Annotated in this window: 19 protein-coding genes; 7 read left to right on the forward strand and 12 right to left on the reverse strand. The window is 64.1% G+C overall.

The genetic code is table 11. The annotated features are described in order from the left end of the window. Window positions 1-10 precede the first annotated feature (10 nt). Window positions 11-1,369, reverse strand: coding sequence for a glutamine synthetase family protein (locus tag G9C89_RS18250; protein ID WP_172150661.1), 1,359 nt, complete (start codon window positions 1,367-1,369; stop codon window positions 11-13). A gap of 43 nt (window positions 1,370-1,412) precedes the next feature. Continuing rightward, window positions 1,413-2,165, reverse strand: coding sequence for a gamma-glutamyl-gamma-aminobutyrate hydrolase family protein (locus G9C89_RS18255; RefSeq protein ID WP_172150663.1), 753 nt, complete (start codon window positions 2,163-2,165; stop codon window positions 1,413-1,415). 277 nt (window positions 2,166-2,442) lie between these two features. Here G9C89_RS18255 and G9C89_RS18260 point away from each other — a divergent pair, with 277 nt between their 5' ends. The 5 genes from G9C89_RS18260 to mgtE all read left to right on the forward strand — a co-directional run bounded on the left by G9C89_RS18260 (window position 2,443) and on the right by mgtE (window position 8,816). Continuing rightward, a complete protein-coding gene (locus G9C89_RS18260) occupies window positions 2,443-3,819 on the forward strand; it encodes a glutamine synthetase family protein (protein WP_172150665.1) in 1,377 nt (458 codons plus the stop codon). Between the two features lie 251 nt (window positions 3,820-4,070). Continuing rightward, a complete protein-coding gene (locus tag G9C89_RS18265; RefSeq protein ID WP_172150667.1) occupies window positions 4,071-4,709 on the forward strand; it encodes a TetR/AcrR family transcriptional regulator in 639 nt (212 codons plus the stop codon). Between the two features lie 296 nt (window positions 4,710-5,005). Then, window positions 5,006-5,884 (forward strand): N-carbamoylputrescine amidase, encoded by an 879-nt coding sequence (aguB, locus tag G9C89_RS18270; RefSeq protein ID WP_172150669.1) that lies wholly within the window; start codon window positions 5,006-5,008, stop codon window positions 5,882-5,884. A gap of 92 nt (window positions 5,885-5,976) precedes the next feature. Further along, complete coding sequence (aguA, locus tag G9C89_RS18275; RefSeq protein ID WP_172150671.1) at window positions 5,977-7,083, forward strand: agmatine deiminase; 1,107 nt, start codon at window positions 5,977-5,979, stop codon at window positions 7,081-7,083. A gap of 188 nt (window positions 7,084-7,271) precedes the next feature. Then, window positions 7,272-8,816 carry a magnesium transporter gene (gene mgtE, locus G9C89_RS18280; RefSeq protein WP_218575948.1) on the forward strand — a complete coding sequence of 515 codons (1,545 nt, stop codon included), beginning with the start codon at window positions 7,272-7,274 and terminating at the stop codon, window positions 8,814-8,816. Between the two features lie 16 nt (window positions 8,817-8,832). Here the strand turns inward: mgtE and G9C89_RS18285 are convergent, their stop codons facing one another. The 10 genes from G9C89_RS18285 to desA form a co-directional block, all read right to left on the reverse strand. Then, window positions 8,833-10,569 (reverse strand): SulP family inorganic anion transporter, encoded by a 1,737-nt coding sequence (locus G9C89_RS18285; RefSeq protein WP_172150673.1) that lies wholly within the window; start codon window positions 10,567-10,569, stop codon window positions 8,833-8,835. After that, window positions 10,566-12,311: a bifunctional protein tyrosine phosphatase family protein/NAD(P)/FAD-dependent oxidoreductase gene (locus G9C89_RS18290; RefSeq protein ID WP_172150684.1), complete on the reverse strand. Its 1,746-nt coding sequence runs from the start codon at window positions 12,309-12,311 to the stop codon at window positions 10,566-10,568. The genes G9C89_RS18285 and G9C89_RS18290 overlap by 4 nt, the downstream gene beginning before the upstream one ends. 10 nt (window positions 12,312-12,321) lie before the next feature. Continuing rightward, window positions 12,322-13,185, reverse strand: coding sequence for an MBL fold metallo-hydrolase (locus G9C89_RS18295; protein ID WP_172150685.1), 864 nt, complete (start codon window positions 13,183-13,185; stop codon window positions 12,322-12,324). Window positions 13,186-13,403: 218 nt separating this feature from the next. After that, window positions 13,404-13,592, reverse strand: coding sequence for a YgaP family membrane protein (locus G9C89_RS18300; protein ID WP_172150687.1), 189 nt, complete (start codon window positions 13,590-13,592; stop codon window positions 13,404-13,406). A gap of 14 nt (window positions 13,593-13,606) precedes the next feature. Next, entirely contained in the window at window positions 13,607-14,026 is a 420-nt protein-coding gene (locus G9C89_RS18305) for a YeeE/YedE family protein (protein ID WP_172150689.1), read from the reverse strand. 2 nt (window positions 14,027-14,028) lie between these two features. Beyond that, on the reverse strand, window positions 14,029-14,475 hold the full coding sequence (locus G9C89_RS18310) for a YeeE/YedE family protein (protein ID WP_172150691.1): 447 nt from the start codon (window positions 14,473-14,475) through the stop codon (window positions 14,029-14,031). Further along, window positions 14,472-14,798, reverse strand: a complete 327-nt coding sequence (locus G9C89_RS18315) for an ArsR/SmtB family transcription factor (RefSeq protein ID WP_172150693.1) — start codon at window positions 14,796-14,798, stop codon at window positions 14,472-14,474. The genes G9C89_RS18310 and G9C89_RS18315 overlap by 4 nt, the downstream gene beginning before the upstream one ends. 348 nt (window positions 14,799-15,146) lie before the next feature. Beyond that, a complete protein-coding gene (locus G9C89_RS18320; RefSeq protein ID WP_172150695.1) occupies window positions 15,147-16,400 on the reverse strand; it encodes an OprD family porin in 1,254 nt (417 codons plus the stop codon). Window positions 16,401-16,873: 473 nt separating this feature from the next. Further along, complete coding sequence (locus G9C89_RS18325; protein WP_172150697.1) at window positions 16,874-17,845, reverse strand: GGDEF domain-containing protein; 972 nt, start codon at window positions 17,843-17,845, stop codon at window positions 16,874-16,876. Between the two features lie 113 nt (window positions 17,846-17,958). Next, entirely contained in the window at window positions 17,959-19,146 is a 1,188-nt protein-coding gene (gene desA / locus G9C89_RS18330) for a delta-9 fatty acid desaturase DesA (protein WP_172150699.1), read from the reverse strand. Between the two features lie 167 nt (window positions 19,147-19,313). Between desA and G9C89_RS18335 the strand changes: the two genes are divergently transcribed. Continuing rightward, window positions 19,314-21,587 carry a putative bifunctional diguanylate cyclase/phosphodiesterase gene (locus G9C89_RS18335; RefSeq protein ID WP_172150701.1) on the forward strand — a complete coding sequence of 758 codons (2,274 nt, stop codon included), beginning with the start codon at window positions 19,314-19,316 and terminating at the stop codon, window positions 21,585-21,587. A gap of 46 nt (window positions 21,588-21,633) precedes the next feature. Beyond that, window positions 21,634-22,797, forward strand: coding sequence for an HDOD domain-containing protein (locus tag G9C89_RS18340; RefSeq protein WP_172150702.1), 1,164 nt, complete (start codon window positions 21,634-21,636; stop codon window positions 22,795-22,797). Window positions 22,798-22,821: the final 24 nt, after the last annotated feature.

The raw sequence follows: 22,821 nt of genomic DNA on the forward strand, positions 1-22,821 counted from the left end.
ACCCGTTCGCTCAAACCGAGAGCAGCAGGAACTCGCGCTCCCAGGAACTGATCACGCGCTTGAAGTTTTCGTGTTCGGCACGCTTGACCGCCACGTAACCACGCATGAATTTGTCGCCCAGGTATTCTTCCGCCGCCTTGCAGGCCTCCATCCGCTCCAGCGCGTGCTCGATGGTGATCGGCAGACGCAGATTGCGCCGCTCATACCCCCGGCCCTTGACGGGCGCGCCGGGTTCGAGCTGTTCCACCATGCCCATGTAACCGCACAGCAGCGAGGCGGCCAGCACCAGATAGGGGTTGGCATCGGCGCCGGCCAGGCGGTTTTCCACCCGCCGGTTCTCCGGCGTGGCTTCCGGTACGCGCAGGCCGACCGTGCGGTTCTCTTCGCCCCACTCGACGTTCACCGGCGCCGAGGTATCCGGCAGGAAACGGCGGAAGGAATTGACGTTGGGGGCGAACAGCGGCAGCAGCTCGGGGATGTATTTCTGCAGGCCGCCAATGTGCTGCATAAACAGTTCGCTCATGCTGCCGTCGGCATTGGAAAACAGGTTTTGCCCGGTCTTGATATCCACCACACTCTGGTGAATGTGCATGGCGCTGCCCGGCTGGTCGGTGATCGGCTTGGCCATGAAGGTCGCCGCCACGTCATGCTTGAGCGCCGCCTCGCGCATGGTGCGCTTGAACACGGTGATCTGGTCGGCCAGGTGCAAGGCCTCGCCATGCCGGAAGTTGATTTCCATCTGGGCCGGGCCGTCTTCGTGGATCAGGGTATCGAGATCCAGCCCCTGGATTTCACACCAGTCGTAGACATCTTCGAACAGCGGGTCGAATTCGTTGGCGGCATCGATGGAGAAGGACTGGCGGCCCACTTCCGGGCGCCCGGAGCGGCCCATCGGCGCGACCAGGGGGAAATCCGGGTCGCTGTTGCGCTTGGTCAGGTAGAACTCCATCTCCGGCGCGACGATGGGCTTCCAGCCCTTGTCGGCATACAGCTTGAGCACATTCTTGAGAATGTTGCGCGGCGACAACTCGATCGGGTTGCCCTGCTTGTCGAAGGTATCGTGGATGACCATGGCGGTCGGCTCGATGGCCCACGGCACCAGGAACACCGCGTTCTCGTCGGGGCGACAGAACATGTCGATGTCCGCTTCGTCGAGCAGGGCGTAATAGATGTCGTCCTCGACGTAGTCGCCGGTCACGGTCTGCAGCAGCACACTCTCGGGGAGGCGCATGCCCCTCTCGTCGAGGAACTTGTTGGTCGGCGAAATCTTGCCGCGGGCAATGCCGGTAAGATCGCTTATCAAGCATTCAACTTCGGTGATTTTGCGTTCTTTCAGCCAGCTCGAAAGCTGGTCCAATTTGGTGCTCATAGAGACCTCAGGGTTGATGAGAGCCGACTTATATATAGTCGGTTCAACGTTGCCCCGCCCTCTTCCTGCAAGCCTCACCAAAGGCCTGGAAGATGGCGAGATAATTCGGGTTGGATCCTACCTGCCATTCGGGGTGCCATTGCACCCCCAGCGCGAAACTCGGCGCAGCTTCGACGGAGAAGGCTTCAATCAACCCGTCAGGCGCCAGTGCTTCGACGCGAAGGCCCGGCGCCAGACGCTCAACGCCCTGACCATGAATAGAGTTGACGGCAATCTCGCTGGGCAAGCCGAGGCCGGCGAGAATGCCACCCGGCTGCACCCGCAGCAGGTGGCGCGGGGCATATTGCACATCGAGCGGTTCATCGGCCTGCTCACGGTGATCGAGCATGCCGGCGACCTCGTGCACCTTCTGGTGCAGGGTGCCGCCGAAGGCCACATTGATCTCCTGAAAGCCGCGACAGATGCCGAGCACCGGGACGCCTGCCGCGATGGCCTGGCGGATCAGCGGCAAGGTGGTGCGATCGCGTTCGGGATCGTGCGCAGTACCGGCCGCGCTGGGCGAGCCGCTATAATGATGAGGCTCGACATTCGATGGTGAGCCGGTGAACAGCAAACCGTGCAGATTATCGAGCAGGGTCGGCCGATCGATCAGTTCGCCCAGCGCCGGAATGATCAGCGGCAAGCCGCCGGCTCCAATGGCTACGGCACGAACGTATTTGTCACCTGTTATATGGTGAAGATGCAGACCAACCTGTTTAGTACAGGCGGTAACGCCGATCAACGGCAGGCGCGACATGTGACACCCGTTTTATTGCTGTTAGTGGGTTGAAACCGAGCTTAGCCTTGTTCATTTTTTTACACAATAGGGATGTAAAAAATTGAACACACCCCGATGAGCACCGCGCCAGGTATGGCTCCGAGCAGGGCAGCACTGCCCTGAAACGCCCTGAAAATGGCCACGACGCGCTTTTTTAGGGCAAAATAAGCCACCCTTGACAGGTCTCAAGGTTTAAGATTGACTCAACTCACCGCAGTTTAATGATTGATATTTTTAACAAGAAAGGTGTTGCATCATGTCGGTACCCCCGCGTGCCGTTCAGCTTAACGAAGCGAACGCGTTCCTTAAGAAACATCCTGAGGTCCTGTTCGTCGACCTTCTCATTGCTGATATGAATGGAGTGGTGCGCGGCAAGCGCATCGAGCGTGCGAGCCTGCACAAGGTTTACGAACGCGGCATCAACCTCCCGGCGTCTTTGTTCGCTCTGGATATCAACGGCTCGACAGTGGAAAGCACTGGCCTGGGCCTGGATATCGGCGATGCCGACCGTATCTGCTACCCCATCCCCAACACCCTGTGCAATGAACCCTGGCAGAAGCGCCCGACCGCGCAACTGTTGATGACCATGCACGAAATGGAAGGCGAGCCGTTCTTTGCCGACCCACGGGAAGTGTTGCGCCAGGTGGTTGCGAAGTTCGACGAACTGGGCCTTACCATCTGTGCCGCTTTCGAACTCGAGTTCTACCTGATCGACCAGGCCAACGTGAACGGTCGCCCGCAGCCACCGCTGTCGCCGCTGTCGGGCAAGCGCCCGCATTCGACCCAGGTCTACCTGATCGACGACCTCGACGAATACGCCGAATGCCTGCAGGACATCCTCGAGGGCGCCAAGGAGCAAGGCATCCCGGCCGACGCCATCGTCAAGGAAAGCGCCCCGGCGCAGTTCGAGGTCAACCTGCACCACGTCGCCGACCCGATCAAGGCCTGCGACTATGCGCTGCTGCTCAAGCGCCTGGTGAAGAACATCGCCTACGACCATGAGATGGACACCACCTTCATGGCCAAGCCGTACCCGAATCAGGCGGGCAACGGGCTGCACGTGCACATCTCGATCCTCGACAAGGACGGCAAGAATATTTTTGCCTGCGAAGATCCCGAACAGAACGACGCCCTGCGCCATGCCATTGGCGGCGTGCTGGAAACCATGCCGGCTTCGATGGCCTTCCTCTGCCCGAACGTCAACTCGTATCGCCGCTTCGGCGCGCAGTACTACGTGCCGAACTCGCCGTGCTGGGGTATCGACAACCGTACCGTGGCCCTGCGCGTGCCGAACGATACCGCCGATGCCGTGCGTATCGAACACCGGGTCGCGGGCGCGGATGCCAACCCCTACCTGTTGCTGTCGGCCGTGCTGGCGGGCGTGCACCACGGCCTGACCAACAAGGTCGAGCCAAGCGCGCCGGTGGAAGGCAACTCCTACGAGCAGAACGAGCAGAGCCTGCCGAACAACCTGCGCGATGCCCTGCGCGAGCTGGACGACAGCGAGATCCTGGCGCGTTATATCGACCCGAAATACATCGATATCTTCGTCGCCTGCAAGGAAAGCGAGCTGGCCGAGTTCGAGAACTCGATCTCCGACCTCGAATACAACTGGTATCTGCACACCGTGTAAGCACTACCCGACGCCGGCTTAATGCCGGCGTCGTTGTATTCAGCCAAATCGACCCACGATCTTTTTAGCCGCACGCGCCAGCCTGCGGCGGGGTAGTGCTGCATGCGATTTGGCCCAGCGAGCCAAGTATGGACGTGCTTTCGCCACGATGCCCCGCCGTCGTTGGGAGGCCGGGCGTATGAGGGTCAGCCGACTTGCCTGCACACCACCGGCTGGCGTCCAATAGCGCGTCCCTTGCCGAGATGATCGCCATGCAGCGCACCGCCACCGCCCGCAAAACCCGCGCCAGCAGCCAGGCACGGATTACCGTGATCCTCGCCGCCGCCCGCGCACTGCTCGCCGAGCAGGGCGTGGCCAATCTGTCGATCTACAGTGTGGCCGAGCGCGCGGCCACTCCCGCGTCCTCGGTCTACCACTTCTTCGCCAGCGTGCCGGCGCTGCTCGAAGGCCTGACCGCCGACATCCACGCCGCCTTTCGCGCCAGCCTGCAGGCGCCCATCGCCCATGCCGAACTGCGCGACTGGCGCGATCTGTCGCGTATCGTCGAGCAGCGCATGCTGGCGATCTACGCCAGCGATGCCGCTGCACGCCAGCTGATCCTCGCCCAGCACGGCCTGAGCGAGGTGACCCAGGCCGACCGTCAGCACGACCTGGAACTGGGCCGGCTGATGCAGGCGCTGTTCGAACGGCATTTCGAACTGCCGCCACTGCCGGACGATGTCGATGTGTTCGCCCTGGCCATGGAACTGGGCGACCGCGTCTATGCCCGCTCGGTGCAACTGCACGGCAGCATCACCCCGCGCCTGGCCGAAGAAGGCATGCGCGTGTTCGACGCCTACCTGGGCCTGTACCTGCCGCCCTATCTGCCGAAACGCGCCACCGCGTTGTAGCCAGCGCCACCCACCCGGAGCCGGATGCAATCCGGGCTACGAAGCAGGCCTAGCGCCTAAGCCCATGCGTGAGCACCCCCGCGGCTCCTACGGAGCGCTGAGAGTCATAGCCACAGCTACAAATACAGATATTTATCTGTCTTTTAATCGACAATAACTAATTGATAGAAAAATTAAGCTTCAAAAACAGATTTTTATCGATTATAAAGCCACATAACCGCTCGCCGACACGGCGTCGTCATCGGTCGTCTGCTAGCGTGTAACGACCACCGTTCATTGCTCCTACGAGGTGCTCCATGTCCCGCATCGTCACCGTCGCCGCCACCCAGATGGCCTGTTCCTGGGATCGTGCCGGCAACATCGCCAACGCCGAGAAGCTGGTACGCCAAGCCGCGGCCAAGGGCGCACAGATCATCCTGATCCAGGAACTGTTCGAGACCCCGTACTTCTGCCAGAAGCCCAACCCGGACTACCTGCAGCTGGCCACCACGGTGGAAGCCAACGAGGCCATCGCCCACTTCCAGAAGGTTGCCAGGGAACTGCAGGTAGTGCTGCCGATCAGCTTCTTCGAGCTGGCCGGGCGCGCGCGCTTCAACAGCATCGCGATCATCGATGCCGACGGCAGCAACCTGGGGATCTATCGCAAGAGCCACATCCCGGACGGCCCCGGCTACCACGAGAAGTACTACTTCAACCCGGGCGACACCGGCTTCAAGGTGTGGAACACCCGCTACGCCAAGATCGGCGTGGGTATCTGCTGGGACCAGTGGTTCCCCGAGTGCGCGCGCAGCATGGCCCTGCTCGGCGCGGAGATCCTGTTCTACCCGACCGCCATCGGCACCGAGCCGCATGACCCGACCATCAGCTCGCGCGACCACTGGCAGCGCGTACAACAGGGCCACGCCGGCGCCAACCTGATGCCGCTGGTGGCGAGCAACCGCATCGGTCGCGAAGACCAGGGCGATTACCACATCAACTTCTATGGCTCGTCGTTCATCGCCGACCAGTTCGGCGCCAAGGTCGAAGAACTGGGTGAGACCGAGGAAGGCGTGCTGCTGCACCGCTTCGACCTCGACCAGCTCGAGCATATCCGCAGCGCCTGGGGCAGCTTCCGCGACCGCCGGCCGAACCTCTACGGACCGATCAAGACCCTGGACGGTTACCTGGAATCCTGAGCCGAGTAGGGTGCGCGGGGTCGCCCTGGCCTGCGCACCGCCCCCACGCAATCGGTGCGCACGGCGCACCCTACGCCATGCAGGTAGATGCAATGACCACCCTCAACAGCACACCCCGCACCGACGGTTTCCGCATGCCGGCCGAGTGGGAACCCCATAGCCAGACCTGGATGGTCTGGCCCGAGCGCCCGGACAACTGGCGCAACGGCGGCAAGCCGGCGCAGGCCGCCTTCGCCGCCGTGGCCAAGGCCATCGCCGAATTCGAGCCGGTGACCGTCTGCGTCTCTGCCTGCCAATACGAGAACGCCCGCGCCCGTCTCGACCACGACAATATCCGCGTGCTCGAAATGAGCAGCGACGATGCCTGGGTGCGCGACACCGGGCCGACCTTCGTCACCAACCAGCACGGCGAAGTTCGCGGCGTCGACTGGACCTTCAATGCCTGGGGCGGTCTCGACGGTGGCCTGTACTTCCCGTGGCAGCGCGACGACCAGGTAGCCGGCAAGATCCTCGAGATCGAGCGTTGCGCGCGCTACCGCACCGAAGGTTTCATCCTCGAAGGCGGCTCGATCCATGTCGACGGCGAGGGCACCCTGATCACCACCGAGGAATGCCTGCTCAATCGCAATCGCAACCCGCACCTCAGTCGTGAGGAAACCGAGCAGGTGCTGCGCGAGCACCTGGCGATCGATAAGGTGATCTGGCTGCCGGACGGCCTGTTCAACGACGAAACCGACGGCCACGTCGACAACTTCTGCTGCTACGTGCGCCCGGGCGAAGTGCTGCTGGCCTGGACCGAAGATCCGCACAACCCCAACTACCCGCGCTGCCAGGCGGCCCTGCGCGTGCTGCAACAGGCGCGCGACGCCGAGGGCCGGCAACTGATCGTGCACAAGCTGCCGATCCCCGGCCCGCTGTATGCCAGCGAAGAAGAATGCGCCGGGGTCGACCTGGTCGCCGGCAGCCAGCAACGCAGCCCGGGCGTGCGCCTGGCCGGCTCCTACGTCAACTTCCTGATCGTCAACGGCGGCATCATCGCGCCGAGCTTCGACGACCCGCTGGATGAGCAAGCCCTTGCCATCCTCCAGCGCGTGTTCCCCGAGCACCGGGTGGTGATGGTGCCCGGCCGCGAGATTCTGCTCGGCGGCGGTAACATCCACTGCATCACCCAACAGCAGCCGGCACCACAACGCGCCTGACCGGCGCCTACATGCCCCTCGTCTGGCCGCGTGCAGGCGAGGGTTAGCCACCCGGCAAGGGCTGTGCCGGTGTTACTCTGGCGGCTATGAATTCGAGCAAACCAGACCCCAGCTTCAGTGACGAGCCCCACGCTCGAACTGATAGCGAACATATCGTTCAGGCGCTCAGCGCCGGGAAGAACAAGCGTGTGCGCAAGCTGCTGAGCCGCATGCACCCGGCCAAGATCGCCGCCATGCTCGAGATGCTCGACGCCGAGCAGCGCATGGCGCTGTGGCAACAGATCGATCCCGCGCTCGAAGGGCGCATCCTGCCCCACCTCAGCCTCGAGCTGGTCAGCCAGCTGGCCGGCGACTCGGCGGATACGACCTACGCCAGGCCGGAACAGCAACACGCACAAAGCACGGTCAACCACCTGGAAGCCGTGCGCGATGCGTTGAACCTGAAGAAGCTCAAGCGCGTCGGCAAGATTCTGCACCGCATGCACCCAGCCAAGATCGCCGGGCTGCTCGAAGCGCTGCCGCCCCAGGAACGGCGCAGCGTGTGGAGCATGGTCGACACCGAGCGGGCCGGCAAAGTGCTGACCTACCTGCACGATGAAATACGCGGCGCCCTGGCCCTCGACCTGGATCTCGAGGAGCTGATTGCCTCGGTCGAACACCTCGAACTCGATGACCGGGTCGACCTGATCCAGACCTTGCCCGGCGAACTGGGCAACAAACTGCTGTTCGCCAGCAGCGCCAGCCAGCGCAAACAGCTCGAGTCGATGCTGTCCTATCCCGAGGACTCGGCCGGCGGCTTGATGAATGCCGACTCGATCCAGATCCGTGCCGATGTCAAGGTAAGCACGGTACTGCGCTATCTGCGCCTGCTGGAAAAACTGCCGCCGCAGACCGACATGCTGATGGTGGTCGACCGCAAAGGCCATTATCAGGGCGGCCTGCGCCTGAGCAACCTGGTCACTGCGGATCTGGAACGCCCGGTGGCCGAGCTGATGGACCGCGACATCGCCGGTATCGCGGTGACCAGCAAGGGCAGCGACGTCGCCCGGCTGTTCCAGGACCTCGACCTGCTCTCGGCCCCGGTGGTGGATGAGCACAACCGGGTGATCGGCCGGATCACCGTCGACGACGTGGTCGACCTGATCCGCGAAGACTCGGACCGCGCACTGATGCAGATGGCCGGCCTCGACGACGAAGCCGACATGTTCGCCCCGGTGCTGGTCAGTTCACGCCGCCGCGCGGTCTGGCTGGGCATCAACCTGATCACCGCCTTCAGCGCCGCCTGGGTGATTGGTCTGTTTCAGGCGACCCTCGAGCAGCTGGTGGCCCTCGCCGTGCTGATGCCCATCGTGGCGAGCATGGGTGGTATCGCCGGCAGCCAGACCCTGACCCTGGTGATCCGCGGGCTGGCCCTGGGTCAGGTGCAGAAAGGCAACATCCGCATCCTGCTCAACCGCGAGCTGGGCATCTCCATCCTCAACGGCCTACTCTGGTCGGTGGTGATCGCCTTGCTCGCCGTGCTCTGGTTCGGCGACTGGGGCATAGGCGCAGTGCTCGGCGCCGCCATCCTGGTCAACCTGCTGTGCGCGGCACTGGCCGGCTGGGGCATCCCGCTGCTGCTCGAGCGCATGGGCATCGACCCGGCGCTGGCCGGCAGCGTGATCCTGACCACGGTGACCGATGTCGTCGGCTTTTTCGCCTTCCTCGGCCTGGCCACGCTGTTGTTGCTGTAACTGACTGAGCGCCGCGCTACCCTCGCGCCAGGGCGCGCCGCGTGCTCAGCGGGTCGAGCGTGCGCAGTGCCTGGTACTGGCTGACGAATACCTGGCCGCCGAAGTGCTCGAGGAAATCCGAACGGCGCAGCTGATCCATCACCGGCCCCTTCACTTCCGACAGGTGCAGTTGCACGCCGGCCGCATGCAGGCGCTCGACGATGGCTTCCAGGCTTTCCAGGGCGCTGGCATCGATCAGGTTGACCCCCGGGCACATCAGTACCAGATGGCGGACCAGCGGACGCGCCGCGATCAGCTCGCCGATGCGCTCCTCGAGAAAGCGTGCGTTGGGAAAATACAGGCTCTCGTCGACCCGCAGCGACAGCACGCTGGGGCTCTCCACCACGGCGAAGCGTTCGATGTTGCGAAAGTGCTCGCTGCCCGGCACCTGGCCGACCACCGCCACATGCGGGCGGCTGGTGCGCCAGAGAAACAGCAGCAGCGACAGGCCGACACCCATCAGGATGCCCGCCTCGACACCGAGCAGCAGCACCCCACCCAGGGTCGCCGCCTGGGCCGCGCCATCCTGGCGCGAATAGCGCCAGGTGCGGCCCAGGGCCCCGAGGTCGACCAGGCTGAGCACCGCGACGATGATGGTTGCGGCCAGCACCGCCTGCGGCAGGTTGTGCAGCAGCGGGGTCAACAGCAGCACGCTGAGGGCGATACCGCCGGCGGTCAGCACCCCGGCCATGGGCGTCTGCGCCCCGGCATCGAAGTTGACCACCGAGCGGGCGAAACCGCCGGTGACCGGGAAGCCACCGCTGAAAGCCGCCGCCAGGTTGGCGCCGCCCAGACCGAGCAGCTCGTTGTCCGGCTCGATGCGCTGACGCCGCTTGGCCGCCAGGGTCTGCGCCACCGACACCGACTCGACGAAGCCGACCAGGCTGATCAACAGCGCCGCCGGCAACAATTGCAGGGCCAAACCGTAGTCCAGGGTGGGCAGGCTCAGCCCCGGCAAGCCCTGGGGCACCGCGCCGACGACCCTGACCCCGGTCTGCTCCAGGCCCAGCAGGCTGACCACCCCGATAGACACGATGATCGCCAGCACCGGCCCGGCCTTGGCCAGGTTGCCGGCCATGCCGGCGCCCAGCCCCAGGCGCATGAGCAAGGGCTTGAGCTGGCCACGCACCCACCAGAGAAACAGCAGGCTGCAGGCGCCGATCAGCAGGGTCGGCCCGTGCACCGCCGGCAGGTTGTGCAGCAACGCCGGCAGCATCTGCTGGAGGTTCTCGCCGGAGGCGGAAATACCGAGGATATGCTTGAGCTGGCCGACCGCGATGAGAATCCCGGAGGCGCTGATAAAGCCGGAGATCACCGGATGGCTGAGGAAGTTGGCGACGAAGCCCAGGCGCAGCAGGGCCATGCCGGCGAGCAGCAGCCCGGACAGCAGCGCCAGCAGCATGGCGGCGCCGACGTACTCGGCGCTGCCGGCGGGAAACAACGGCCCCAGGGCGGCGGCGGTCATCAGCGACACCACCGCCACCGGGCCGACCGCCAGGGTGCGGCTGGAGCCGAACAGGGCATAGGCCAGCAGCGGCAGGATGCTGGCATACAGCCCGGCCACCGGCGGCAGGCCGGCGAGCAGGGCGTAGGCCAGGCTCTGCGGAATCAGCATCAGGGTAACGATCAGCGCCGCCAGGCCATCCTGCGCGGCAGTGGCGCGGTTGTAGCGCCGCCCCCAGTCGAGGCAGGGCAGCCAGCGGCGCAGGCTCATTTACCTTTCTCCTGTTCGAAGTTGCAGGCGGCCGGCGCGTCCACCGGCACGGGATCATGCGGCAGGCGCTTGGGCGCGGCCAGCCACTCGTGGCCGCGCAGCATCAGGTCGAAATAGATGCGCGGCATCAGCTTGACCTTCAGCTCCCAGGCCAGTCGGCGCGGCACGGTGGGATCGAGGGGAAAGGTCGGCAGCAGCTTGCCGCCATAACCGAACTCGGCCAGCACCACCTTGCCCCGCTCCACCGTCAGCGGGCAGGAACCATAGCCATCGTAGAGCGCACGCGGGCCACGCCCGGCGAGCACCGCGAGGACGTTTTCGGCCACCACCGGTGCCTGTTTGCGCACCGCCGCGGCGGTCTTGGCATTGGGCGCGGCGCACACATCGCCGAGGCTGAAGATATTGCCGAAGCGCGGATGGCGCAGGGTTTCATGGTCGGCCTCGAGCCAGCCGTCGGCATTCGCCAGCGGGCTCTGGCGAATGAATTCGGGCGCCCGCTGCGGCGGCACCACATGCAGGAAATCGAAGTCTTTTTCCACCACACTGGCCTTGCCCTCGGCATCCACCTGCCTGAACCAGGCCTTGTGCCCCGGGCCATCGACCGCAGTCAGGGTGTGGTTGAAGTTGAGCCGTGCGCCATAGCGTTCGACGTACTGCATCAGCGGCGGGACGAAGTCGGCGACACCGAACAGCACGCCACCGGCCGAGCAGAACTCCACCTCGATATCCTTCAACACGCCTTGCTTCTGCCACCAGTCGCAGGACAGGTACATGGCCTTCTGCGGCGCGCCGGCGCACTTGATCGGCATCGGCGGCTGGGTGAACAGCGCGCGACCGCGGCGCAGGTTCTGCACCAGCTGCCAGGTATAGGGCGCCAGCTCGAACTGGTAGTTGGAGGTCACCCCATGCTTGCCCAGGGTTTGCCTCAGCCCGTCGATGCCATCCCAGTCCAGCGTCAGGCCCGGACAGACGATCAGGGCGCGGTAGCCGACGCGGTTGCCGTCTTCCAGCACCACGCGCTGCTGCTCCGGCTCGAAGCCGGCCACCGCGGCGTGCAGCCACTGCGCACCATGGGGAATGCAGCGGGCCATCGGCCGTTCGGTCTGCGCGCGGTCGAACACGCCGGCCCCGACCAGGGTCCAGCCCGGCTGGTAGTAGTGCTGCTCGCGCGGCTCGATCAGCGCGATGCGCAGCTGCGGATTGCGCCGCAGCAGGCTGGCGGTCACCGCGCAGCCGGCCGCGCCACCGCCCACCACCAGCACGTCGTAGCGCTGGGTTGGCGCCAGCGGGGCGGTGTCGGCGGCGGCCTGCGGCGCCTGCTGCCAGCGCTGCTGCAGGCGGGGCAACAGGCCGGACAGGTCATAGCCGGCGTCCTTGGCGGTGGCCAGCAAGACCTCGGGGTCGAGGTGACGGGCCTCGCTCAGCGCCCACAGGCTGCTCGAGCGGGTGCCGGTTCGGCAGAAGGCCAGGACCGGGCCGCGCACCTGCTCGAGCAACTCGGCAAAGGCCGCCACATCGTCCTCGCCGATCTGCCCGGAGATCACCGGCTGGTAGTGATAGTCCAGACCGCTGGCACGGGCCGCGGCCTCGATCTCGGCCGAGCTGGGCTGACCTTCGCCTTCACCGTCCGGCCGGTTGTTGATCACACTGCGAAAGCCGGCCGCCGCCAGGGTGCCCATGTCGCCAGGTTGCAACTGGGCCGCCACGGCAATGAACGGCGTCAAGCGCTTGAGCGAATCCATGAGCGTCTCCTCAAAGCACGTCGAGGGGGATTTTCAGGTAGCTGGTGCCGTTGTCCTCGGGCGGCGGCAGCTGGCCGGCGCGCATGTTCACCTGCACCGAGGGCAGGATCAGGGTCGGCATGCCCAGGGTGGCGTCACGCGCGCTGCGCATGGCGACGAAATCGTCCTCGCTGACCCCTTCGTGCACATGCACGTTGTGCGCGCGCTCCTCGGCCACCGTGGTTTCGTAGAGGAACTCCTCGCGCCCCGGCGCCTTGTAGTCATGGCACATGAACAGGCGGGTCTGCTCCGGCAAGTCGAACAGTTTGCGGATCGAGCGGAACAGCACCCGGGCGTCGCCACCGGGGAAATCGCAGCGGGCGGTGCCGTAGTCGGGCATGAACAGGGTGTCGCCAACGAAGGCGGCATCGCCGATCACATAGGTCAGGCAGGCGGGAGTATGCCCGGGCGTATGGATGACGCGGGCTTCGATGTTGCCGACCTGGAAGCGCTCACCGTCGGCGAACAGGCGGTCGAACTGGCGGCCATCGGTGGCGAACTCGGGCCCGGCATTGAACAGCTTGCCGAAGGTGTTCTGCACCACGGTGATCTGCTCGCCGATAGCCAACTGGCCGCCCAGTTCGCGCTTGAGGTAGAGCGCCGCGGACAGGTGGTCGGCGTGCACGTGGGTTTCCAGCAACCAGTCGACCTTCAGGTCCTGCTCGCGCACATAGGCAATCAGGCGATCGGCGTTCTGGTGCGAGGTGCGGCCGGCAGCCGGATCGTAGTCGAGCACCGAGTCGACGATGGCGCAGCGCTGGGTCGCCGGGTCGCTGACCACGTAGCTGTAGGTGAAGGTGGCAGGATCAAAGAAAGCTTCTACGTGCGCTTGCATGGTGACGGTCCTCTTTTGACATACCCCTAGGGGTATTTAATTAAGGATTATCGTAACTGTTTTTTGGTTCTATGCTTAGAATTAATAGTCATATGAAGTTGGCTCCTTCTTCCGCCCCGCCCTATGCCGCAGCAACGCCTCTCACTGCAGGCCACCTTCTGCGCAGAACGAAAACGGGCGCCATGCAAGCGCCCGTCATCTGCGCATCGGCCAGCCTCTCAGGAGCGTTTGCAGGTATTGATGCCCAGTAGCGAGTACGCCGGACACATGCGGAACAGGCCGGTGGCCAGCGGCACGACGCCGATCCAGCCCCACAGGCCGATGGTGCCGCTCAGGCTCAAGCCAATCAGAATCAAGCCGGCGGCGATGCGCAGGCTACGGTCGATGCTGCCAACGTTGGTTTTCATGATGATCTCCAGATTTAATGGCTGCGCCGGCGTTCCAGCGCGGTGAACAACAGCATCCCGGCCAGCATGGCCAGAACGAAAACGCTGACCTGCCAATGGCCGCTGAGCAGAATGGCCAGCGCCGGTCCCGGGCAGATCCCGGCAATGCCCCAACCGATGCCGAAGACCAGGCTGCCACCGATCAGCCGCGGATCCAGCTCGCGCTTGGCCGGCAACTGCATCGGCGCGCCGAGCAACGACTGCGCGCGGCGCTTGGCCCAGGCCAGCGGCCCCGCGGCGACCGCGATGGCGCCAATCATCACCAGCGCCAACGACGGATCCCAGGCCCCCGCCAGATCGAGGAAGCCCAATACCTTGGTCGGGTTGGCCATGCCGGCCAGCAACAGACCGATGCCGAACAGCACGCCGGCCAGCAATGCAGTCAGTTTGCGCATGTTCAGCCCCCCAGCAGATGACGTAGGACAAAGACCGTGACGAAACCGGCGGCCATGAAGGTGAAGGTCGCCACCAGCGAACGCGGCGATAGCCGGGAAACGCCACAGACACCATGGCCACTGGTACAGCCGGAGCCGTAGCGGGTGCCCACACCGACCAGCAGGCCGGCCACCAGCAAGCCCAGCCAGCCACTCTGGAATTCGATCGTCGGCAGCACGCTGAACAGCCCCCAGAGCAGCGGCGCCAGCAACAGACCGAGGAGGAACAGGCCCTTCTCCGCCCGGCCCTCGCCACCCTCCAGGACCGAGCCGAGCAAGCCGCTGATGCCGGCGATGCGGCCGTTGAACAACACGAACAGGCTGGCGGCCAGGCCGATCAGCGCCCCGCCCGCAAGAGAACTCCAGGGCGTGAAATTCAACCAGTCGATGGCGACCCCGTCGATACTCATGAGGTTTCTCCTGCGCAGAACAACTGGTACAGCGTATTGATCACCGCCAAGGCGGCCGGACTGCAGATCCGGTAGTGGATCTGCTTGCCTTCACGGCGGGTTTCCACCAGCCCTTCACGACGCAGTACCGCCAACTGCTGCGACAGCGTCGGCTGCTGGATGCCGAGCAGGCTTTCCAGCTCACTGACGTTGCGCTCGCCTTGCGAGAGCTGACAGAGCAGCAGCAGGCGGTCGGGATTGGCCAGAGCCTTGAGCAACTGCCCGGCCGCATCGGCGTTGGCGCGCAACTGCTGGATATCGAGTGTCTGTTCGGGAGCGTTCATGTGGCGAACCTTCAATTAACCTAAAAACAATATATTTTTTTATATATTATTATGCAAGCAGAATTCCGCTCCCCTCTCCTGGCAAGAACTGGCTTCTGATGCCGACAGCCGGAGGCGCTGCGCATTGCACGCCAGCTCTCGTAGATACCGTCTTGCCGCTCGGTGGCCCGGTACGCCCAGGCGCAATCCGCAACACACTCCCCGGATTGCGCTCGCGCTTATCCAGGCTTCGCCCGGCGACAGTCGCAAAAAAGCCCGAAGCAGAGTCCGGGCTTTTGATGTTTCACGGCTGAACAGGATGCAACTGCTCAGCCCTGCTCGACAGCCCCGCTAACCACGGGGCGCCGGTCAGAACAGCGGCAGGGTGTAGCTGACGATCAGGCGGTTTTCGTCGATGTCGCGACCGAAGTTGTTGCGCATGGTCGCATTGCGCCATTTCACCCCAAGGTTCTTCAATGCCCCTTCCTGGACGACATAAGCGATGTCCATGTTGCGCTCCCACTCTTTACCGTCGGACGCGGCACCACGATCGATGTTGTCACCGGTCAGGTAGCGGGTCATGAAGGTCAGCCCCGGAATGCCGATGGAGGCGAAGTTGAAGTCGTAACGCGCCTGCCAGGAAGTCTCGTCCTTGGCGGCGAAGTTGCCGATCTGCACGTAGTTGACCAGGAACGGATCGGTACCGCCGACATAGGCGAAGCCGGTATCACCGCTCATCTTCTGGTAGCCCAAACCGAGGCTGTGGCCGCTCAGGGCATAGGTGAACATGGCGCCGAAGGCTTTGTTGTCGATATTGCTCGAACCATCATCGGTGGAACGGGCATAACGCAGATCGGTCTTCAGCGACTGCTTGTCGGCGATCGGCAGCACATGCACCAGATTGAAGGAGTGCTGCTTATACATGTCCTCCAGATTGCTGTAGTAGTAACCGCCGGTCAGGCTGTCGCTCAGCTTGTAGTTACCACCGGCGAAGACGAACTCGTTGGACTGGTTGACGCCGCTAACCGTGATCCCGCTCAAGGCGAAGGTGTTCAGGGTCATGTCTTCGTAATCGCTGGAATTACGATTGTTGACCTCGTCCAGATAGCCGGCATCGAGGGTCAGCCCGGCGATGTCCTTGGAAACGATGTTGCCACCGCGGAACACCTGCGGCAGCAGGCGGCTATCGCTGGAGCCGATGGCCTGGTTCTTCAACTGCAGCGAACCCACTTTGAGCACGCTCTCGCCAGCCTTGGCCTTGGCCGTCAAGCCGAGGCCGCCGGAGTTGTCCTGGGAACCGCCGGAAGAGCGATCCGGTACCAGCAGGCCGCTGCCAGCGGTGCCGTCGCCCGAATCCAGCTTGAAACCGAAAGTAGCCAGCGCGTCGACGCCAAAACCCACGCTGCCTTCGGTGTAGCCTGACTCCATGCGCAGCAGGAAGCCCTGTGCCCACTCTTCCTGCTTGGCCTGACCGGTGCCTTCACGGAAATCGCGATTGAAATAGAAGTTGCGTGCTTCGAGGCTGGCCTTGCTGTCCTTGATGAACTCGGCGTTGGCGACTTGGCTCAGGGTCAAGCCCAGGGTGCCGGCGGCTACGGCCAGCGCCAGGGAGGTCTTTCTCATTATGGTTTTCTCCAGTGTTTTTATGGGTGGCACATCGGCACGGGCGCAGACTTCGACCACGAAGAGGCAGACACGCACCGAATTCGTTGATTCACCCCAGCGGGCCGCGTCAGACGGGCAGCCGAACAGGCGCCAGAGCGAGCGGGTAAACACTGGGGCGAACAGAAATCAGGGGTGCGCGGTGCCGCGCCGAGCAAACGTCAAAGGAACAGGCGGATCGTCAGCCAAACGGAAGAAGTTCATCGGCGGTCTCTTCATTTTTATTGTGTGCCGGCCCTGCAGGCCGGTCTGTGCGTCGAAGAGCCTTGAGCAGATACCGTGCCAGTCGCCCACCGTCGAGCAGCAACACCTCTAGTCCGCTACTTTGGCGGTAACTCACAAATTCCATTGCGGAGTTGTGTGAAGGATGAACAGGCGGATTATCGCCGACCGCAAGAGCGCTAACGGCGGATTTTCGCCAAGCGCCCCGCGCGTCAGTCGCGCACGATCTGGTTCTTGCCCTGCCGTTTGGCCTGGTACATCGCCGTATCGGCGCGGGCGAACAGCATACCCAGGCTGGCGTCGTCACCACGCAAGCTGGTCAGGCCCTGGCTCACCGTGACACCGAACGACGCCCGTTCGTGGCTGAAACGCAAGCGCTGCACCTCCCGCTGCAAGCGCTCGGCGATCTGCTCGGCCAGGGCTGGCTCGCAGCCCGGAAACAGCGCGGCGAACTCTTCACCGCCGATGCGCCCGAACAGATCACCACGGCGCAACACCGACGCGCCACAGCTGGCCAGGCGCTGCAGCACCTGATCGCCCATCTGGTGACCATAGCTGTCGTTGATCTGCTTGAAGTCGTCGATGTCGAGCAGGAGAAAGGCCAAGGGACTGCCGAACTGGCGGGCATGCTCGAACTCGCGCTGGGCACACTCGAAGAAATGCCGGCGGTTGCTGCTCTGGGTCAGCACGTCGGTGGTTGCCAGGCGATGCAACTCGCCTTCCAGCTGCTTCTTGTCGGTAATGTCTTCGGCGATGCCGACGATGATCTGCGCTTGCCCAGCCTCACTCGAGCGACTGATAAAGCATTTGTCGCTGAGCCAGCGCAACTGCCCGTCGGCGCGAATGATGCGGTACTCGCGGGCTTCCACCGCGCCGGTTTCCAGCACCTTGGCCAGGCTCTCGGCGGCATAGTCGAGGTCGTCCGGGTAGATGCTGTTGCGCCATTCGCCGTAGTCGGCCAACAGCAACGCGGCAGAGCGACCGAAAACCCGCTCATAGGCCGGGCTGACGTAGATCACCCGCTGCGCCTGCCAGTCGAATGCCCAGAGCACCGCATTGACGCTGCCGAGCAGGCTGCTGAAGAGTTGCTCGCGCTCACGCAGGCGCTCGACTTCGGCACGGCTGTGCAGCAGTGCCAGGGTCAGGTCTTCCAATTGCTCCGATGAGTTGCTGCACTCGTCCATAAACAGTCGCCATCCTGGTGAAGGTTTGAACCATGGGGGCAGCATAGAAGGTTGTCGGCGCAGAAAACAAAAAGCCCGCCGAACGGCGGGCTTGGGCAGCCGATCAGCCGTTATCAGGCGACAGCGGCCGGGCGCAGCGAATAGGTTTTCAGCTGCTCGGCAAAATCGCGCAGCGACTGGATACCACTGGCCTCGGCTTCGTGGACCCACTGCTTGATCGCGTCGAGCATTTCGTGGCCATTGGCGCTGGTCTTGAGCCAGATCTGCTGCAGCGCCAGGCGCTTCTCGTAGATCACCTTGAGCGCCTGACTCTGCGCCAGCATGGCGTCGATCCGCAGCTGCTGCTGGTCGCGCAGCAGGCTCGGCTCGCGGCCCAGCAGGCGCTTGGCGCGGTGAAACTGGTGGCGTACCGAGGCGTCGGCCTTGGCCAGTTCCTGCTTGACCAGCGGACCGATCACCAGCTTGCGGTACTGCGCCATGATCTGGAAACGGTTGTTGAGGATCGCCATGGCGGTGTCCATATCCAGGTGGCGCTTGCCCTCGATGCGATGGGCGATCGGCGCCACGCGCTGCACCTTGGCCAGCCCGAGCAGGCTGAACAGCTGGATCCAGGCCCAGCCCATGTCGAATTCCCACTTGCGCACCGACAGCTTCGCCGAGTTGGGATAGGTGTGGTGATTGTTGTGCAGTTCTTCACCGCCGATCAGGATGCCCCACGGCAGCAGGTTGGTCGCGGCGTCGCGGCATTCGAAATTGCGATAACCGACGGCATGCCCGAGACCGTTGATCACCCCGGCCGCCCAGAGCGGAATCCACATCATCTGGATCGCCCAGACGCTGATGCCGATGACCCCGAACAGGGCCAGGTCGATGAGCGCCATCAGGGTCACGCCGCCAAAGGTATAGCGCGAGTAGAGGTTGCGCTCGATCCAGTCGTCCGGGCAGTTCTTGCCGTAGATGCGCAGGGTTTCCGGGTTCTTCGCCTCTTGCTGATACAGCTCGGCGCCGGTGCGCAATACCGTGCCCAGGCCCTTGATCACCGGGCTGTGCGGGTCGTCGACGGTTTCGCACTTGGCGTGGTGCTTGCGGTGGATAGCGGTCCATTCACGGGTGTTCTGCCCGGTGGTCAACCACAGCCAGAAACGGAAGAAGTGCTTCAGCGCTGGATGCAGCTCCAGGGCGCGGTGGGCAGAATAACGGTGCAGGTACACCGTGACGCCGACTATGGTGATGTGCGTCATCACCAGGACGGCAGCGATCAACTGCCAGACCGACAGGTCAAGAAAACCGTTGTACCACATGAGCCGAGAGCCTCTTGAAAGGAAAACATGGCGTGACTGAGAGACTCAGGCCACAGTGCATTATCCCCGACATGGATCATAAAACCAGTTGGTCTTTTAGATAACAATGTCGAGCCGCTGCCTAGACTATTATCACAGTGCCCACTTAGAGAGCCGATAGACGCCTTATGAGCCTACACCAAGGAGCGGTGCGCCTGAGCCTGATCTACCTGCTGGCGGCCGGGCTGTGGGTCTTCTTCAGCGACTCCCTGCTGGCCGGGTTGCACCTGCCTGCCGAGCGTGCCGAACAGGTGCAGCTGCTCAAGGGGTTGTGCTTCGTCCTGCTCAGCAGCGTCCTGCTGTACCTGATCCTGTGCTCCCACCTGCGCCAGCAGGCCCGCATGCGCAGAACCCTGCGCGCCAGCGAAGAGCGCCTGAACCTGGCCTTGGAGTCGGCCAAGGAAGGCTTGTGGGACTGGGACCTGCGCAGCGACAAGGTGTTTTTCTCGGCGGGCTACGCCGCCCTGCTCGGCCTGCAACCCCCCGCACTGGGCAACAGCCGGGCGCGCTGGTTGCAACAGCTGCACCCCGACGACCGCACCCATTACGAGCACACCATCGCCACTATCCAGGACAACGCCAGCCAGGAGGCGTTCGAGGTGACCTTGCGCATGCGCCATCAGGATGGCGACTACCGCTGGATCCAGTCACGCGGGCAGCTGCAGCTCGACGCCCAGGGCCGACCGGAGCGCTTTATCGGCACCGCCAGCGACATCAGCCTGCAGCGGGCCAATGAATACAGCCTGCGCCAGGCCGCCGCCGTGTTCGACGCGACCCAGGACGGGGTGCTGGTCACCGACAGCGACCAGCACATCGTCCACGTCAACCCGGCCTTTACCCGCATCACCGGCTACAGCCCCGAGGAAATCATCGGACGTCGGCCCAACCACCTGAGTTCGGGTCGCCACGACCAGGCGTTCTACCAAAGCCTGTGGCACGCGCTGGCAGCCCGGGGCAATTGGAGCGGAGAAATCTGGAACCGGCGCAAGAACGGCGAAATCTACCCGCAGTGGCAGCGCATCCGCGCCATCCACGACGAGAAAGGCGAGCTTAGCCACTACGTCGCGGTGTTCTCCGACATCAGCGCGCTGAAGCGCTCGCAGAGCGAACTGGACCACCTGGCCCACCATGATCCGCTGAGCGGGCTGCCCAACCGCCTGCTGTTCACCGAGCGGGTCGAGAACGCCATCAAGCGCGCCAAATCCGCACAGCAGGGCGCGGTGCTGCTGATCGACCTCGATCACTTCAAACACATCAATGAAAGCCTGGGCCACAACATCGGCGACCTGCTGCTCAAGGCGGTCGGCGAGCGGCTGGCCGCACAACTGGGTGAAGGCATGACCCTGGCGCGCCTGGGCGGTGACGAGTTCGGCCTGCTCTGCGAAAACTGCCTGGATGCCCCCCAGGCCGCCAGCCTGGCCCAGCTACTGCTGAACAGCCTGGGCGCACCGTTCAACCTCGAGAAACATGAGTTCTACATGAGCGCCAGCATCGGCATCAGCCTGTTTCCCAGCGATGCCGAAAACCTGGAGCAGGTCCTGCGCAATGCCGACTCGGCGCTGTCCAAGGCCAAGAGCAGCGGCCGCGAAGGCTACGCCTTCTATACCCAGGAGCTGACCGAGTTCGCCCGCCACCGCGTCGACCTGGTCAGCGCCTTGCACCATGCCTTGGATAACCAGGAACTGCGTGTCTACTACCAGCCGCTGCACGACATGGCCAGCGGCGAACTGATCGGGGCCGAGGCGCTGGTGCGCTGGCAGCACCCGCAACGCGGCCTGGTAGCGCCCGGGGAGTTCATCCCGATCGCCGAAGACAGCGGCCTGATCGGCGCCATCGACGCCTGGGTACTGCAGCAGGCCTGCCGGCAGATGGTGCTCTGGCAACATCAGGCGCACGCGCCGCGTTTCGTCGCCGTCAACGTTTCCAGCCGCCTGTTCAGCCGCGGCGGGCTGGATCTGCAGGTGGCCCAGGTGCTGGCCGATACCGGCCTGGATCCCGCCTGCCTGGAACTGGAAGTCACCGAAAGCGCGGTGATGGACAACCCGGATGCTGCCTTGGCGCTGCTCGAGCGCCTGCGGGCCCTGGGTGTTCGCCTGGCGATCGACGACTTCGGCACCGGCTACAGCTCCCTGGCCCGGCTCAAGCGCCTGCCCGTGCACAAACTCAAGCTCGACATGAGTTTCGTCCGCGGCCTGCCTCACGACAGCGACGATGTCGCCATTACCCGCGCGGTGGTGGCCCTGGGGCACAGCCTGGACCTCAAGGTACTGGCCGAAGGCATCGAACGGCCGGAACAGATGGAGTTCCTCCGCCAGATCGGCTGCGACTATGGCCAAGGCTATCTGTTCGGCCGGCCACAACCGGTCGGGCCCGAGCCGACACCCGCCGTAGCGGCGTCCTGACCAATCAAGCATCATGGCCAGCAGAACCAAGGAATAGCCGACACCTATGCGGGTAATGATTCTCGAAGACGATCACTGGATCGCCGATCTGCTCAAGCAGATCGTTCTGAGCCTGCGTCCGCATGCCGAAATCGTCTGCCTGGGCAGCGTGGCCGAAGCCCTGACGGACTGGCAACAACAGCCCAGCGATCTGCTGATCAGCGACTGGAACCTGCCGGACGGCGAAGGCACTCGGCTGCTCAAGCAGGTGCGCCAGCAGAACCGCGACGTGCCACTGGTGATGATCAGCGGTCGCACCGACCGCAACAGCGTGGTGGAAGTGCGCGCGCTGGGCATCAACGCCTTCATCAGCAAACCCTTCCAGGCCTCGCGCGTAGCCGCCAGCCTGGACCAGTTGCTGCCTGCGGCTGAGACAGAGACAGAGACAGAGACAGAGACAGAGACAGGGAATCACTCGGCCCGCGCCGTCAGCGACGCAGACTTCGTGGCTTACCTGAAAAAACTGCCCGCCAGCGAACTGGACCTGCCGCTGAGCAAGGGCATCCGCGATCGCCTCCTGCAAAGTTTCAAGGGCGAGCAACTGAGCCTGCGCGAGCTGGCCGAGGACTGGCGCCACGACCCGGCCCTGAATGCCCGGCTGCTGACCGTGGCCAACAGCAGTGCCTACAACGCTGCAGGCCGCCCCTGCATCGGCCTGCTTGAAGCGCTGCAGAAACTCGGTGCGGCAACCAGCCTCAACCTGGCCATGGGCCTGGCCCTGCGCCAGTCCAGCACCCTGGATAACCCGCTCTTGCGCAGCCTCGCCGATGCACACCTGGATGCCAGCGAACAGCTGGCCGAAACCAGCATGGCCCTGGCCCGCCAATGCAGCCTGGATCCGGCGCCCTTTCATAGCGCGGCGCTGCTGCACCGCATGGGCGAGCTCTGCGTGCTCTATCTGGCCCAGGCCTGGGAGAAACGCGGTCACAGCCTCGGCGAGGAGCAGGTGGTACAAGCGCTTGGCCAATTCAGTTCGCCCTTCGCGATTGCGATCAAGGCGCGCTGGCAGTTGCCCATGGTCCTGCGCGATCTGATTGGCGCCTGCTATGCCCTGCCCAACAACAGCGTCAAGCGCGCGGCCGTACTCATGCGCCTGGCCGCCTGTGAGCAGGATCCGCTTGCCGACAGCAAGGACCAGGCGCGCCTGCGTCGCCTCGCCGGGCTGGCCTGAATGCAGCCGGCTCGCTCAGCAGGT

The organism is Pseudomonas tumuqii (genome assembly GCF_013184545.1).
Lineage (GTDB): Bacteria > Pseudomonadota > Gammaproteobacteria > Pseudomonadales > Pseudomonadaceae > Aquipseudomonas > Aquipseudomonas tumuqii.

Coding starts and splice junctions, on each gene's coding strand:
- G9C89_RS18250 (WP_172150661.1), bottom strand. CDS start 1,369: ATGAGCACCAAATTGGACCAGCTTTCGAGCTGGCTGAAAGAACGCAAA.
- G9C89_RS18255 (WP_172150663.1), bottom strand. CDS start 2,165: ATGTCGCGCCTGCCGTTGATCGGCGTTACCGCCTGTACTAAACAGGTT.
- G9C89_RS18260 (WP_172150665.1), top strand. CDS start 2,443: ATGTCGGTACCCCCGCGTGCCGTTCAGCTTAACGAAGCGAACGCGTTC.
- G9C89_RS18265 (WP_172150667.1), top strand. CDS start 4,071: ATGCAGCGCACCGCCACCGCCCGCAAAACCCGCGCCAGCAGCCAGGCA.
- aguB (WP_172150669.1), top strand. CDS start 5,006: ATGTCCCGCATCGTCACCGTCGCCGCCACCCAGATGGCCTGTTCCTGG.
- aguA (WP_172150671.1), top strand. CDS start 5,977: ATGACCACCCTCAACAGCACACCCCGCACCGACGGTTTCCGCATGCCG.
- G9C89_RS18285 (WP_172150673.1), bottom strand. CDS start 10,569: ATGAGCCTGCGCCGCTGGCTGCCCTGCCTCGACTGGGGGCGGCGCTAC.
- G9C89_RS18290 (WP_172150684.1), bottom strand. CDS start 12,311: ATGGATTCGCTCAAGCGCTTGACGCCGTTCATTGCCGTGGCGGCCCAG.
- G9C89_RS18295 (WP_172150685.1), bottom strand. CDS start 13,185: ATGCAAGCGCACGTAGAAGCTTTCTTTGATCCTGCCACCTTCACCTAC.
- G9C89_RS18300 (WP_172150687.1), bottom strand. CDS start 13,592: ATGAAAACCAACGTTGGCAGCATCGACCGTAGCCTGCGCATCGCCGCC.
- G9C89_RS18305 (WP_172150689.1), bottom strand. CDS start 14,026: ATGCGCAAACTGACTGCATTGCTGGCCGGCGTGCTGTTCGGCATCGGT.
- G9C89_RS18310 (WP_172150691.1), bottom strand. CDS start 14,475: ATGAGTATCGACGGGGTCGCCATCGACTGGTTGAATTTCACGCCCTGG.
- G9C89_RS18315 (WP_172150693.1), bottom strand. CDS start 14,798: ATGAACGCTCCCGAACAGACACTCGATATCCAGCAGTTGCGCGCCAAC.
- G9C89_RS18320 (WP_172150695.1), bottom strand. CDS start 16,400: ATGAGAAAGACCTCCCTGGCGCTGGCCGTAGCCGCCGGCACCCTGGGC.
- G9C89_RS18325 (WP_172150697.1), bottom strand. CDS start 17,845: ATGGACGAGTGCAGCAACTCATCGGAGCAATTGGAAGACCTGACCCTG.
- desA (WP_172150699.1), bottom strand. CDS start 19,146: ATGTGGTACAACGGTTTTCTTGACCTGTCGGTCTGGCAGTTGATCGCT.
- G9C89_RS18335 (WP_172150701.1), top strand. CDS start 19,314: ATGAGCCTACACCAAGGAGCGGTGCGCCTGAGCCTGATCTACCTGCTG.
- G9C89_RS18340 (WP_172150702.1), top strand. CDS start 21,634: ATGCGGGTAATGATTCTCGAAGACGATCACTGGATCGCCGATCTGCTC.